The sequence below is a fragment of the uncultured Neptuniibacter sp. genome (genome assembly GCF_947498015.1).
Taxonomy (GTDB): Bacteria; Pseudomonadota; Gammaproteobacteria; order Pseudomonadales; family Balneatricaceae; genus Neptuniibacter.
In genome coordinates, this window is record NZ_CANMIR010000001.1 from 192,860 (window position 1) to 207,595 (window position 14,736).

15 protein-coding genes are annotated in these 14,736 nt (G+C 46.6%); 8 read left to right on the plus strand and 7 right to left on the minus strand.

Annotation, left to right across the window (positions count from 1 at the left end):
• Window positions 1-46: 46 nt before the first annotated feature.
• The 6 genes from Q0882_RS01015 to maoP (Q0882_RS01040) form a co-directional block, all read right to left on the minus strand.
• Entirely contained in the window at window positions 47-1,399 is a 1,353-nt protein-coding gene (locus Q0882_RS01015) for a magnesium transporter (RefSeq protein ID WP_299176789.1), read from the minus strand.
• Window positions 1,400-1,537: 138 nt separating this feature from the next.
• Window positions 1,538-1,885, minus strand: coding sequence for a DUF413 domain-containing protein (gene maoP, locus Q0882_RS01020; protein WP_299176791.1), 348 nt, complete (start codon window positions 1,883-1,885; stop codon window positions 1,538-1,540).
• Between the two features lie 104 nt (window positions 1,886-1,989).
• Window positions 1,990-2,235, minus strand: coding sequence for a hypothetical protein (locus Q0882_RS01025; RefSeq protein WP_299176794.1), 246 nt, complete (start codon window positions 2,233-2,235; stop codon window positions 1,990-1,992).
• Between the two features lie 57 nt (window positions 2,236-2,292).
• Window positions 2,293-4,338, minus strand: coding sequence for a flavohemoglobin expression-modulating QEGLA motif protein (locus Q0882_RS01030; RefSeq protein ID WP_299176797.1), 2,046 nt, complete (start codon window positions 4,336-4,338; stop codon window positions 2,293-2,295).
• The gene (gene gshB / locus Q0882_RS01035; RefSeq protein ID WP_299176799.1) at window positions 4,322-5,359 is read right to left on the minus strand and encodes a glutathione synthase; all 1,038 of its coding nucleotides are present in this window, start codon (window positions 5,357-5,359) and stop codon (window positions 4,322-4,324) included. The genes Q0882_RS01030 and gshB overlap by 17 nt, the downstream gene beginning before the upstream one ends.
• A 126-nt stretch (window positions 5,360-5,485) precedes the next feature.
• Window positions 5,486-5,749 (minus strand): DUF413 domain-containing protein, encoded by a 264-nt coding sequence (gene maoP / locus Q0882_RS01040; protein WP_299176802.1) that lies wholly within the window; start codon window positions 5,747-5,749, stop codon window positions 5,486-5,488.
• A gap of 133 nt (window positions 5,750-5,882) precedes the next feature.
• Between maoP (Q0882_RS01040) and Q0882_RS01045 the strand changes: the two genes are divergently transcribed.
• Together Q0882_RS01045 and katG are read left to right on the plus strand one after the other, a co-directional pair.
• A complete protein-coding gene (locus Q0882_RS01045; protein ID WP_299176805.1) occupies window positions 5,883-6,779 on the plus strand; it encodes a LysR family transcriptional regulator in 897 nt (298 codons plus the stop codon).
• A 262-nt stretch (window positions 6,780-7,041) separates the two neighbouring features.
• Entirely contained in the window at window positions 7,042-9,237 is a 2,196-nt protein-coding gene (katG, locus tag Q0882_RS01050; RefSeq protein ID WP_299176808.1) for a catalase/peroxidase HPI, read from the plus strand.
• A 151-nt stretch (window positions 9,238-9,388) separates the two neighbouring features.
• Here katG and ada read toward each other — a convergent pair whose 3' ends face one another.
• A complete protein-coding gene (ada, locus tag Q0882_RS01055; protein WP_299176811.1) occupies window positions 9,389-10,504 on the minus strand; it encodes a bifunctional DNA-binding transcriptional regulator/O6-methylguanine-DNA methyltransferase Ada in 1,116 nt (371 codons plus the stop codon).
• 218 nt (window positions 10,505-10,722) lie between these two features.
• On the opposite strand from ada, the gene Q0882_RS01060 reads away from it, so the two are divergent.
• The 6 genes from Q0882_RS01060 (at window position 10,723) to Q0882_RS01085 (ending at window position 14,719) form a co-directional block, all read left to right on the plus strand.
• Window positions 10,723-11,634, plus strand: a complete 912-nt coding sequence (locus Q0882_RS01060) for an EamA family transporter (protein WP_299176813.1) — start codon at window positions 10,723-10,725, stop codon at window positions 11,632-11,634.
• Window positions 11,635-11,638: 4 nt separating this feature from the next.
• Window positions 11,639-12,250 (plus strand): DNA-3-methyladenine glycosylase 2 family protein, encoded by a 612-nt coding sequence (locus Q0882_RS01065; protein WP_299176816.1) that lies wholly within the window; start codon window positions 11,639-11,641, stop codon window positions 12,248-12,250.
• Window positions 12,251-12,278: 28 nt separating this feature from the next.
• The gene (locus Q0882_RS01070) at window positions 12,279-12,752 is read left to right on the plus strand and encodes a GNAT family N-acetyltransferase (protein ID WP_299176819.1); all 474 of its coding nucleotides are present in this window, start codon (window positions 12,279-12,281) and stop codon (window positions 12,750-12,752) included.
• A 250-nt stretch (window positions 12,753-13,002) separates the two neighbouring features.
• A complete protein-coding gene (locus tag Q0882_RS01075; protein ID WP_299176821.1) occupies window positions 13,003-13,428 on the plus strand; it encodes a hypothetical protein in 426 nt (141 codons plus the stop codon).
• A 43-nt stretch (window positions 13,429-13,471) separates the two neighbouring features.
• Window positions 13,472-13,999: a zinc finger Ran-binding domain-containing protein gene (locus tag Q0882_RS01080; protein WP_299176823.1), complete on the plus strand. Its 528-nt coding sequence runs from the start codon at window positions 13,472-13,474 to the stop codon at window positions 13,997-13,999.
• Between the two features lie 78 nt (window positions 14,000-14,077).
• The gene (locus Q0882_RS01085) at window positions 14,078-14,719 is read left to right on the plus strand and encodes an SGNH/GDSL hydrolase family protein (RefSeq protein ID WP_299176826.1); all 642 of its coding nucleotides are present in this window, start codon (window positions 14,078-14,080) and stop codon (window positions 14,717-14,719) included.
• Window positions 14,720-14,736: the final 17 nt, after the last annotated feature.

Sequence of the window (14,736 nt, forward strand, 5' to 3'; positions counted from 1 at the left end):
GTTAATATTAGCGTATTTAACAAAGCTAATATTTTCATTGTTCACCTCAGATCAGGAGTAAAGTGCCTAAGCCTAAGAACGTCACAAAACCAAAAACATCTGTAATGGTCGTTAACAACACGGCGCCGGAAAGAGCTGGATCTATACCAAATTTTGTAAGCAACAAAGGGAGGTAAACCCCTGAAACTGCTGCAGCCTGAATATTCGCAAAAACGGCAAACGCAATAACAAAACCAATTTCAACGCTACTGAACCAATAAAACGCCACCACTCCTATAACAACGGCCCATCCCACACCATTAATCATCGAAATCCCCAACTCCTGGCGACAGAGGGCAAGCGCATTACCTAAGGTCACCTGCCCCAGTGCTAGCCCTCTCATAATAAGCGCCAGGGTCTGACTACCTGCAATCCCCCCCATAGAAGCAACTACCGGCATTAACACCGCAAGCGCGACAACCTGACTAAGAACATTTTCAAAAAATCCAATTGCCCAGGATGCCAGAAATGCCGTCAGAAGATTTATACCCAACCAAACAGCGCGGTTACGTGCTCCTTTCATCACCGGAATAAACAGGTCTTCAGACTCTGCCATACCAGCTTTGGCCATCAGCAAACCTTCATAGTGCTGACGCAGCAACCAAAGTGCGGTTGGATGAGTAATACGCCCTATCAGCCGACCATCATCATCAATCACCGGTAAGTTCTTTACATCTGCATGCTCCAACTCATCGATCGAATCCAGATACTGAGAGGAGGCCATTATGGTGGGTATCGCTGTATCAATTAGCCCACGGACCATTCTCAGTTCACTCTTTTCACAGAGCACATCCTTCACCCTGACCGCGCCACGATAAACATTATTCCGGTCAACCACGTAGATATGGTCAAGAGTCTTTTGCTGCCCCCGTTTAATAGCTCTGAGTGCGTCTTTCACCGTGGCATTCACGGCAAGGGTTAAAATATTATGATCAACAAATCGACCAATCTGGTTCGAATCATATTGGTTTGAACTTTCAAACCACTGCTTTTGCTTCGTATCCAGATAACCCAGCGCTTTCTCTATCGTTTCCTCAGACAATTGGTCCGCTAGATCTATCAGGCTTACAGCATCCAGCATTTGCAGAAGCTGTTCCGTAGCAGCGCCATCCATGGATAGCAGAATGGGTTCACGCGCCTGAGATCGCATTTCAACTAAAAGGGAACCTCTGATCGCTTCTGGGACCTGCTGCCAACGAATAAGACGCTCCTCTATTGGCAATGCTTCCAGAAGAAGGCTCAGCTCTGTGACATCAAGCGATTCCAGCGCCCTATCAAACACGGTTTCATTAGCGTGCTCTTTATCATGCAGCTCTGTTACAAAATCTTGTAGCTCTTCTGTTTTAGGCAACTCTTCCATGGCGACACTTCCAGACCTTCTCTTAAAAATAACTGATAAAAAAAAGCTGCGCCTAAAACAGTTAATTAGGCACAGCGAATGTCCACAAATGTACTCAATACTTATCTATGATGATGATGCTGCTGTTGGTGGAAAAAGTTACACACTCTCCTCAACAAACGCAGGCTGGCTTACCCTTTTCTTATTAAAACTTACAGCATTAAACGAAGTTGATACTTTAGTTTGGTAACGTTGCCAAACCCTCTCATGGATTGTCTGAGCTTCTTTTTTACCCTGGCAAAACGCGACAAATTCTCTTTCGGTTTCCCCTTTCGGCTTTCTTAAGCCAGAAGCAAGCTCCGCATAAGCAACCCCTTTCAGCTCCAATGTTCGAGCTTGTTCAATGGTAAAATAACCACTTTTTAAAAAACCGTACGGGAAGTGAACTTTGTCTTCGAAGCGTTTATCTGTACGGAAGCAATCATGAAACTTTGTTTCCAGTTCCATCACCCACTCCTTAAAAATTTGTCTTATTTCAGCAAGTATTAATTGAGTTTCATTCTAGGTAAAACGATGTTTTTTGATCGTAACTGATCGAATTCCTTTATCGTTTAATCCATGTCTTTAAAGTCATAATTGCCATAATTCCAATCACTGTTGTCCCTCAATGCTTTCTTAGCCAGACGGTCTTCAATATCCCTCCATCTGGATTTTCTTTTACTACGTTTATTCACTTCAGCGCTCTCATCCCAATCCTCACCATCAGGCTTTCTATGCCTTAACACCTTTCGGTGGGAAGATCTGTCTTCGTCCGATTCAAAATCGAACTCTTCATCAAAAAAGTCATTTTTGTTCATGTCATCTTTCTCGAAAAAGGGCAGCCCCCCCTTACCGAAAGGGACTGCCAAGGGAGCTCATGCAGTTCCTTTCAGGTCACTACACACGTTTTCTATCAGGCCAACAGGCGTTGTAGGCTTAATAGAGGAAACCAGATAATTCAGTATGTCTGGAACAAACTCAGGCTTATTCAATGCTTCTGGGACAAATCGTGGCTTAGAAATTAACTCTCGCTCTATCAGTTCATTGATAATCCCACGATAGGCAAAACCTGTTTTTCCAACATAGAGATTGCTGATATCACAATCTTTATAAAGCCGAAGAGCTTCGCTGACTCCTCGCAGATAGAGATAATCTTTCGTAAAGCCGCCGCTTCGATGTACCCTGACCGATAACTTAAAGGCTTCATCCGTAGGCATTCTCATCTCTTCGTGGAGATAGCTATAGGTATGTCGGAAATCCCCATACTTCAGCATCTCTTTTACAGCGATAACTCTGTGGGCAAGACCTTGCAGACGAGTCAGGCACATATTGCCACTGTGAAACTCATTCAGAATAGCGAGCCCTTCCTGCGTCATCGTGTTACCCGGTAATCCCAAAGTAAATACACGAAGAGGCTGCAAAGCAGCATTGAGTGTCGTCGCCATATGCACGCCTAACTCGTGGTGCGCTAACGCATTAACTTCTGTCTCGGTGAGCGAAGCATCTTTATTCACATAAAGCGTTCTACGAGCACCCGAAACCATGGCGGAAGCCACAATTTTGCTGGATAGCTCCACTTTGCATTTCATTCCCCAGTCAGCCGCTTTCAGCCGAAAATACTCAACGGCATCCGATGCATTGATACGTTTATCGGTATCAGGATCATATTTCGCGGCATGCAGAAGAAACTGCGCATTGGCTTCATCTTCCAGACTGGGCTCACCGTAATAATTCAAAGAGCTGTAAACAAATTGAGGGCTACCAGCATTTACCAATAGATCAATCTTGCTCGATAGCCCATCAATCACCTGGCAGTACATCTGCTGGATACCGACATCACTGATCGTATTTACCGGTAAACGGTATAGCTTTTCCCGGAACTCATAGGGGTTAATAACGAGAGGTTTGTATTTAAACGCCGGCTGATAGTTACCTTTTTTTGTAAGAAATTTGCGCTTCTCCTGAGCAATATTGACCGGGTTGATGTAGTTAAGAGTTTCCATCCCCTTGGCCAGCCTAGCCAGCTCTCGATCAACCTTAATGATCGCGGGGTCCAGCTTGGAAGAAAGCATATCCAAGCGGCGTAAGCGCGGTTTTTTCGAGTATGAACGTGCAAAATAAGCACCGGTATCCGTTAACGCATGCTTAAAGCCAGCCTTCAGCTCATCCAACACCAATGGATACGGCTCCCCGGTCAATTCATCCATAAAGACCTTTTTAACTTCGCAGGGAATAACTAATGTATCTTCAAACCGACTATTTACATGAGAAATCAGGTAGCCTCTTCCATAAAAGACATCATCAAGCGCCGCTTCCGAAGAGATCTGTGAAAACTCAAGTTTAGAGAGCGCATTTCTAAACCTTTTGATAACTCTTCCCCAACGGTCATCATCAATTTGCTCAGTCCCGAGATTAAACGTCGGGGTGCTACGCTGAATACGCTTGTGGTTGTAGGAGTGAATATCAAAGACAATACATGCCCCAAACCGCTCTTCAACTTTTGCAATTAAGGCATCCAATATACGATAGAAGACTTTATGCTTCTCAATGCCTCTCTTGCGTAAGCTGGCTGGTAGTTTCTTCGACCAAACCTCTTTTCCCCAGGCTTTGTTATAGATGCATCTAGCCAATGGTCTGTTCAGGTCATACTCGTACCGTGAATCATTACCTATCATCGTGATGGGCATCGATTTGATTAACTCCCCGGTATGAGGATCTTCCTCATACAGACGTTCAGCTTCAGATAAAGCACAATAATTAATCAGTTGCCTGCCAAAGTTATGTCCATCATGAACGGCAGTACAGATTGCCGGCGTGTAGGCCTCAATCTTCAGAGTGAAGCTACCGTCAATATGTTCGCACTCAAAAAAAGCCCCTTCAGAGATAAGCTTAATAATCTCTTTCTCAGACAGTCTCAGCATCGTCAATTACCTTTCTGAAAGCACTTTTGCGCTCCAAAACCAGCTCTTTTGCTGCAACAACATTCTCAATAAAATCAATCACCCTAGACTGAAGTTTTACTCTGTTCAGACGGTTAATACGTGAAATTCCCCCTGGACTTAGAACATTTACTTCGATCAACTTCCCATTAATTACATCCAGCCCGACAAAGTAGAGCCCATCACGGACCAACTGAGGCCCTATAGCACGACAGAGCTCTTTCTCCTCTTTAGTCAGGTGATGTTTAACCTCTTTACCACCAGCATGAATATTTGAACGAACATCATCTCCTGCAGGTACACGACGCATAGCCCCTATAGGCTCACCATTCAGCATGAGAATACGGACATCGCCCTGATCAGCTCCGGTTACATACTCCTGAAGAATCACATAATTACTCGAGTCACCAGAACCTATGTAAAAATCCAGTAACGAGCGGAAGTTTTGGCGTGCATTTTTTTCAATAACAATCACCCCCTGACCACCGAAACCATTGAGCGGCTTCATGATCATTTTTTCTGTCGGGGAGTCTTTCAGCACCTGCTCGAGATATTCACGATTTTTCGAAACGTGAGTCGCGGGTACAAAGCGACTTGCATCACCACTAAAGGAAGCCGGATACAGTTTATTGTTGGCCACCCGGAGTCCATCAATATCATTCATTATGAAAACATCGTTTCTGACTGAGTCGAGGAAGTTGAGTGCAACCGTATCCAGCGGGGGATTAGCTCGCATGATAATGACATCAAATCCTGCAAGCGGAAGCTTGCAACGCTTGAATTGAGCCTTTCGATAAAAAGATGGAATATTGCTGGTGAATTTGCTTTCTCGTCGCAAAACATTACAAAATGCATGAGCAACACTGTCACGCACAGTTAAGCTATTGGGGGTTGTTAGTGCAACAGTATGTCCTCTTGAAGCTGCCTCATGAATAATCCTTAAAGTAGTGTCACTCTCAGGCGAAATACGTTCCCAGGGATACATCAAAAAGCAGATTTTCATGTTTTCACCAAATATCGATTAAAAATACTTATCAGTAGAATAAAAATAAAAAAGCAGCCAACTTCGGAGAAAATTTCATCCTGTGGCTGCTTTTTTTATTTGAGATTTTTTAGGTATAACTAATAATCAGCAGGCCTTTGATACATAGCAAAACCACGTTTGCTCATGAATATTTGAAGGCAGTTTCACCCCCTTGCAAAATTCAACAAACTCATTTTCAAGGGGCAAGAGAGGTACACGTTCACCCGATGCAAACGCGCTATAGGCATGACCGTGTTTTTTAAGTAATAACGCCTGCTCAGCTGTAAAGACACCACTGCCAAAGAATCCATCTGGATAATTTTCGTGATCGCTGAAACTATGATCAGTTAGAAAAGCTGCTTGAAACATCGTTAGGCCTAAGTACTTCATCAAAAGCGCACTATTAGTTTAGTAACCCTCAGTTGCAATTATTAATGCGTTGTTATTAACTGTAAAACGATGTTTTTTTATCTTTTCAATCAATTTTTTTTATGGAAAAAACATGGATATAGGCCTGTTGAGAACGTTTCTGGAAGTATCCAAAACCAGGCACTTTGGTAAAGCTGCAGAAAACCTCTACCTCACTCAATCAGCTGTGAGTTTTCGTATCCGCCAACTTGAAGATCTGGTGGGACTGCCGCTCTTTACCCGTCAACGAAACAACATCATGCTAACCAGTGCTGGAGAGCGATTAATTCCTCATGCAGAAAACATACTAGCCTCCTGGCAGATCGCTTTGCAGGATGTCGGTGTACCAGAGCAGCAAGAGATGCACCTCTCTTTAGGTGGTATCTCAAACTTATGGGGTACTTTCCTTCAGTCCACTATCCCTAAAATAGCCGAATCATTCCCACATATTTCGATACGCACAGAGATAAATTCTCATTTAGAACTAACCCGAGCTTTGATTGCTGGCAGGCTCGATATGGCCGTGGTTCTCGACCCTCCCAATGTAGCCGAGCTAAAAACCCGTAAGATAGGTCAGATAGAACTGGCCTTAGTGAGTAACATTAAAAGGGCCCGGTTTTCCGATATTGATGAGCTTGGTTATATTTTTGTTGATTGGGGAACCGCCTTTAACCTAAAGCATGCCAAGTTGTTTAAAAAACCGGTAGCGCCCGTCCTACATACAGAGCAAAGTCAGATCGCACTTGAATTCCTATTAACCAATGGAGGTGTAGCGTTTCTTCCTATGGGGCAATTACAAGCCTACCTAGATGAAGGGCTACTTTATCTGGTTGAAGGCGTAAAACCTGTAAAACGTGCTGTATATGCAGTTTATGGAAAAAGTACCAAGGAACATCTCAGCGTGACACCTATTCTCGATCTTCTTAACGATGTCGAATTCAAGCCAGAGGTAACAATGCAGCCAGATCTGAATAAGGGCAGCTCTAATTAACTTATGAAAAGTTGTCTTACACAACCCGATCTCTCTACCTGATATGACTCTAATGCGTTTATCTAAGCCTACCTAGAAATCCTGTTTACCTTTAACAATAGCTCAACACTATCAACCCTATCGTAAATCAATATTTCATTTATAACCTCCCCCTTACTATTTTGAAGAGTATCCCCTCTGACTCAGTGATCTCGTCACAGATGGGATTCATTCAAACCGATTGCAACAGCAATACTCAAGATGAGAAACGGAGGCACTAGAGATGAGCCAGAATAATAACAACCCTTCCGGGCAATGCCCCTTCATGCATGGTGGCAGCAATTCAACTCAGGAAAGTAACAGCCTAAGCTGGTGGCCTAACGCTCTGAATCTCGACATTCTTCACCAGCATGACAACAAGAGTAATCCTCTCGACGGAGAGTTTGACTATAACGAAGCATTCAAAAAACTGGATCTGCAAAGCGTTAAAAACGACCTCAAAGCCCTTATGACCCAGAGTCAATCATGGTGGCCTGCAGACTGGGGCCATTACGGTGGCCTGATGATACGTATGGCCTGGCATGCTGCAGGGACTTACCGTGTTGCGGATGGTCGCGGAGGTGCCGGAACCGGGAGTCAGCGTTTTGCTCCGCTTAACAGTTGGCCTGATAATGCCAATCTGGATAAAGCCCGTCGCCTGCTTTGGCCTATCAAGAAAAAGTATGGGAATAAACTCTCCTGGGCCGACCTGATTGTTCTGGCCGGCAACATGGCTTATGAATCCATGGGCTTAAAAACCTTCGGCTTTGCAGGAGGCCGAGCCGATATATGGCACCCGGAGAAAGACACCTACTGGGGAAGTGAAAAAGAGTGGCTCGCCCCCTCTGATAGCTCAAACAGTCGATACTCCGGTGAACGGGATCTGGAAAATCCATTAGCCGCCGTCATGATGGGCTTGATCTACGTTAATCCAGAAGGCGTTGATGGCAAGCCCGATCCGCTAAAAACAGCTCAAGATATACGTATAACCTTTGCTCGGATGGCGATGAACGACGAGGAGACGGTGGCTTTGACTGCAGGAGGCCACACCGTAGGCAAGGCGCACGGAAACGGCAATACTGAGCATATCGGCCGAGAACCTGAAGCCGCCGAGCTTGAAGAGCAGGGACTGGGGTGGAACAACAAAATGTCTCAGGGGCTGGGCCGACACTCGCTCACCAGTGGTATTGAAGGTGCCTGGACCACACACCCAACTCAGTGGGATAACGGTTATTTCAAAATGTTACTGGAGCATGAGTGGGAACTCCAAAAAAGCCCCGCAGGTGCATGGCAATGGGAGCCCGTCAACATCCGTGAGGAGGATAAACCGAGTGATGTCGAAGACCCTGCTCTGCGCCATAACCCGATTATGACCGATGCCGATATGGCGATGAAAATCGATCCGGAGTACCGCCGTATCTCTGAGCGTTTTTACAACGATCCAGATTATTTCTCTGAGGTATTTGCACGAGCCTGGTTTAAGCTCACTCACCGTGACATGGGCCCTAAAAGCCGCTATCTGGGTGCTGATGTGCCGACTGAAGAACTGATCTGGCAAGATCCAATTCCAACCATGAAGCACACACTTACCCATGAAGAGATCACAGATCTGAAGAAACAGATTCTGGCCAGCGGTCTCAGCATCTCAGAGTTGATATCCACCGCCTGGGACAGTGCTCGTACATTCAGAGGCTCAGATTACCGTGGCGGTGCTAACGGTGCTCGCATTCGGCTGGCGCCCCAGAAAGAGTGGGTGGGTAATGAACCTGAACGGTTACAAAAAGTACTTAGAGAACTGGAAACGATACAGTCCAATTTCTTAAAACCGGTGAGCCTGGCCGATCTGATCGTACTGGGAGGATCAGCCGCGGTGGAGCTGGCTGCCAGCGCCGCTGGCATCGATATTGAGGTGCCCTTCTCGCCTGGTCGGGGTGATGCTACTGACGAGATGACAGATGCGGAATCCTTTGAGCCTTTGGAACCCTTACACGATGGCTATCGCAACTGGCAGAAAAAGCATTACAGCGTTTCCCCTGAAGAGATGCTACTGGATCGCACCCAGCTTATGGGGCTCACAGCCCCTGAAATGACGGTATTGATCGGAGGTATGCGGGTATTAGATACCAATTACGGAGGCAGTAAGCACGGTGTTCTGACCGATAACCCAGGCGCATTGAGTAATGATTTCTTTATCAATCTGACCGATATGAGCTATCAGTGGAATCCCGTGGGGCGTAATCTCTATGAGATCTGTGATCGCAGAAGCGGTGAGGTCAGATGGACCGCAACACGCGTAGATCTTGTATTTGGCTCCAACTCTATTCTACGCGCCTATGCTGAGTTTTATGCTCAGGATGATAACCGTGAAAGGTTCGTCAGAGATTTTGTCGCTGCCTGGTGCAAGGTGATGGACGCAGACCGCTTTGATCTAAAACGGTAAATAGTAACAGAAGGGGCATCCTCCTAATAAGAACGAAAAGCAGCCATAACTGGCTGCTTTTATCAGAAATTTGGGACTGACAGCTAAGAGCGACTTAATTTCAATGGTACTGATAAGTTCCGGAAGACAGCGAAGAAACTATTGTTCAAGGCTACCTATCTGTTAGTTCGCTACAACTGCTTTGTCGCTCTTTCTCTGTATCCAGTAGCGCCCGCTTACGCTCTAGCCCCCAACGATAACCTCCGAGCCCACCATCACCCCGTAATACCCGATGACATGGGATTAAGAGGCCAATACGATTTTTAGCGCACGCAGAAGCAACAGCCCGAACCGCTTTGGGCTTCTCTATTTTTTTGGCCAGATCTCCGTAACTAAGCACCTCCCCTTCACGAATGCTCAACAGAAACTGCCATACTTTCATCTGAAAAGCCGTTCCACGTATATCCAGTGGCAGATCAGGCCTTGGGGCCCCCTCACTGATATGCTGATTCAGTGCATCTATCCAGGCATTAAGCTCTGCTGCTTCCTGTGCTGGTGAGACACATAGATTAGCCTTAGGGAACTCCTCCCTCAATTGAAGGATCAATGACGCTTCATCCTCACCAAATTGCACACAACAGACCCCTTTCTCTGTAGCAGCCATCAGCACCAATCCCAACGCAGTATTGCGGCAGGCGTAGGTAATATTCTCGCCAGCACCTCCCGCTCGGTATATTTTGGGTGCCATCCCCATATTACGACCTGCTTCGCCATATACACGGCTGATGGAACCAAACCCCGATGAGAAGATCGCATCCGTAACACCAGCACCGGCTTTCAGTGACTGTTTGAATGCACGCATACGCACCGCATCCTGATAAGCTTTGGGGGAGATACCCAACAGATCTTTAAATACCCGCTGAAATCGAGAGGGAGACAATCCCGCCATGTTCGCCAAATCCTTAAGGGTAAGCCGTTCATCAGCATTCGCTTCAATGTGGCGGGCAATCTCAATCATACAAACCATCCGCGGAGGTAATTCTTCGTCAGACCGACACCGCTTGCAGGGCCTGAACCCTGCTTTAATAGCTGTTTCAGCATTAGGAAAGAACCTGATATTTTCCGGTTTCGCGGGACGTGACGTACAGGATGGTTTGCAGAAGACCCCCGTTGTAATCACGCCAAAGTAGAACTGCCCATCACACGAGCTATCTTTTGTGGCTACCGCATTTCGCATCTCACTCTCGGAAGGCATTGGCATTGGCATTGGCATTGGCATTGGCATCATCTATCCCTTATTCAGAACTTTACCTACTTTATACAAACTCAATTCGAGCGCAGATTCCATCTGATTATTGCTAACTCATTTCAACACAGAGTAATCAATAGGAATATGCGCTATTCACTGGCCAGACAAGTACGAAAGAGGCGCAATATTCGGATGTTTTGCATCGACGGCCTCCACTAAACTGGGTGGCACATTCATCAGTACAGACATGGTATTCAATGACCGATTCAATCAACATCTCAATGGCTACTCGTGACTGGGTGATGCTAATTATATTGTCACTCCTCTGGGGTGGGTCATTTTTCTTTGTAGGTATCGCCGTTGCTGATCTTCCACCGCTCACAATCGTAACCCTCAGGGTTGGACTCGCTGCCATTACTTTATGGTGCATTGCCTTTGCAATGGGATTACGTCCACCCACAAGCCCTGGTATCTGGGGAGCATTGTTCGGTATGGGGATACTTAATAATGTTATCCCATTTGCATTGATTGTATGGGGACAAACGCAAATCGCGTCAGGTCTTGCATCCATTCTTAACGCAGCAACCCCCATTTTCACAGTGATTGTAGCCGGTATACTGCTCCCGGATGAACGTGCTACACCTCTAAAAGTGGCGGGGGTAGCGATCGGATTTATCGGTGTCGTCATCATGATCGGCCTACCGACACTACAAGGTAGTGGTAGTCTACTTGCGCAAATCGCAATTCTTATCGCCACAATCTCCTATGCATTTGCGGGTGTCTACGGACGCCGGTTCAAGGCAATGGAGATCAACCCGATCTTAACTGCCGCCGGCCAGGTTACGGCGTCTGCTATAGTGCTCTTACCCATTACCCTTTTAGCAGAGGGCCCGCTGGATATTGCAGGACCTGGTCCAGGGACATGGGGCGCGATCATTGGGCTTGCGATTTTCTCTACCGCAATCGCTTATGTGCTCTACTTTAAGATTTTAGAATCATCAGGTGCTACCAACCTTTTACTGGTCACGCTACTGGTTCCAATCTCTGCAATACTGCTCGGCGCACTGTTCCTCAACGAATCGCTGGAGACAGAGCATTTTGTGGGAATGCTGCTGATCGCGCTAGGCTTATCCGCGATTGATGGCCGACTATGGAAGCGCAGGAGGTAATATTTTGGATTTACAAACGATCGATCAGGGTATGGCAGCCCTTGCTCTGGCCGATCAAGATATCAAACGAGTGTTTGAGCAGTTCGGTCCACCTCCGGTGCGTCACCGACCTAAAGGGTTTGAAACCTTTTTGTCAGCGATCGTCAGTCAGCAGATCTCTACCCGGATAGCTGCCACCATTCAACAACGCGTTATCGATGTGCTGCCCGACGTGTCGGCTCAGGGGGTACTGAGTGTAAGTGACCAGGCTTTACGTGATGCGGGTTTGTCATGGCGAAAAGTTGAATACGCCAAAGGTCTGGCTAAAGCGGTTGATTGCGGTCAGTTTGATATTGAACGATTAGAGCAGCTTGATGACAAAACAGCGATCGAGGCCATTACGACTCTGCGTGGATTTGGTCGCTGGAGTGCCGAGATCTATCTGATGTTTTCCCTCGGACGTCAGGATATTTTTCCTGCTGATGATCTGGCCATTCAAGTCGCACTCGGTAGGCTGAAGGGGCTGACAGAGAAGCCCACCCCCAAGCAGGCACGCGATATGGTAGAGCATTGGGCCCCCTGGCGTAGTGTCGGGGCCCTTTTTCTATGGCATTACTATCATGGTCCCCCTATTTAATCTCGATAGATGAGAACAGCTTTTAAGCATGGAAATCCAACCCTACCTACCCGATCAGGCTAATGAGATAGCAGACCTGTTTCATGCCTCCGTACACGCCATCGACCCGGCGATTTATAGCCTGGAGCAACAGGAAGCCTGGGCGCCCAGTCCACCGGATTATACGGTCTGGAAAGATCGCCTGGAGGGACAGCAGCCTTACGTTGCGATGGTTGATGGGCAGATTGTCGGGTTCATCGAACTCGAAGCCGATGGTTTTATCGATTGCTTCTATACCCACCCAGATTTCCAGCGACAGGGGATCGCTTCCAAACTCTACACCTATATTCTGAATGTCGCGAACCGACAGGGAATCGACCAGCTTAGTGTCCAGGCTTCTCTGACCGCACTTCCCTTTTTCGTACAACGCGGGTTTACGATTGTGAGAAAGAATGAGCTGTACCGCCATGGGGTAACACTGATAAATTACGACTTGGTGAAGCCACTTAGTTCAGATCAGTAAGTCAAATTGAATACACCAATGACCGCATAGATAAGGATATTAGATGCACGCGCCACAGGATAAATATCTGGCATCAAGCGAGATAATTAGCTGGCATTTCCCATTCTTGTGGAGGGAGAGACTACCCTCCCCGAAATATGGCCTGAACCCATTACGGAAGTGGTGGCTGTATTACACCAGTCAAAAACCTATCAGGAGTCGCTGATAACCTTCCTGATATCGCAATTTTTCAACATAACGAGGGACCGATATGCGTAAACTTATTGTTTTACTCACTGCAATAATACTGACCAGCCCTGCCTATTCAGCAGGGTTTAAAACCGAGGCTGAAACACGAAAATTTGCAGATTCGTTGATGGATCATTTCATTCGCAAAGATTTTCAGGGTGGACTGAACGGGGCAAAACCCTATTGGCCTATCCCCGATGTAGAGGTTGATGGACTGGCGAACAAGATCCAACAGCAGTGGCCCATTGTCGATCAGCGTTTTGGCGCTGCTATTGCTAAAGAGTTCATTAAGTCGAAACGTATCGGCAACTCTTTTCTACGTTATTACTACCTGCATAAATTTGAGAACCACGCTATCTACTGGCAGATCGATTTCTACAAACCGCATAACGAGTGGAAGCTCAACACCATGATCTTCCTAGATAATCTGGAGCCTTTATATAAATAAGGTCAGACTTATAAAATCAAAATCAGCTATGGAAGGCTAAACGATGCGTTCAACCTACTCCTGGGCGTGTAGCGTTTGCACTCACACCAATGATACTCGACTCAATTACTGTGAGCGCTGCGCTTCTGCAGCGAATCTCAACGCGATAGAGATCGAGGAGCGTAAAAAAGCGTATGAACTGGGGCTCAAAATCGATGATGCAAATAATCATGCACTCCCACCGCTCACATCCTCAGGTAAACACTTTCACTGGGCATATCATGTATCCAGTGGAAAAAACGCTGCTGCCAAACAGGTAGCCAACTATCTGCTTATCAGTACGCTGGTACTGGTCGCGATCGCCCTGATTCTGGATTACCGACAAACAGCACTGTTCAACTGGGATCTCTTCGCAGCAGGCACCCTCGGTTTTTTTGCTGCCTTTGATATCCGTAACTTCTGTCGGGGAGAAACAACCTACATCGATTCCTTCCCCTTTGCTGCGACTAAAAATAATACCAGCATCCGTTGGGTGGGATTGGGGCTGGATATTTTAATGTTGATAGTCGCGCTGATGATTCCATTACATTGACTCCCTGATACTAGTACCTCCGAAAGGTACGGGGTTATCATTAACCGGTAAAAGAGACTATCCAGTAAGGAGTAAAAGATGGAACAGATTCTTATCTACTCTGACAGCCTGACCTGGGGGATCATCCCTGATACACGCCAACGCCTGACCTTCGATAAACGTTGGCCTGGGGTCTTTGAAAACTGCCTTCAGCAATCAGGCAAGGACTATCGCGTGATTGAAAACTGTCTAAACGGCCGTCGTACTGCATGGAGTGATCCATTCAAAGAGGGACGGGATGGTTCGGCTGGGCTGGCCCAGGTGATCGAGATGCACTCTCCTTTAAAACTGGTGATACTGATGTTGGGCTCAAACGATTTCCAATCCACTCACAACAACAGTGTATGGATGTCAGTTCAGGGAATGTCTAAATTGATTCAAACCATTCGTCAGGCTCCCATAGAACCCGGCATGCCCACACCCACTATTATGCTGATCGCCCCACCCCCAATCCTTAAACCTAAAGGTGCCATTGCCGCAAAATTTGAAGGTGCTTCAGAGAGAAGCCATGGTTTAGCTGATGCACTAGAACAGCTCGCCAAAGAGCAATCTGTACTCTTCTTTAATGCCGGCGATGTTACCGCTGCCAGCTCGGTTGACGGGATCCATCTGGATGAAGCACAGCACTGGATATTAGGGGAGGCTGTCGCTTCAGCTGTGGTAGCACAGCTAAATCAATAACGGCTCGATTTAGCTGA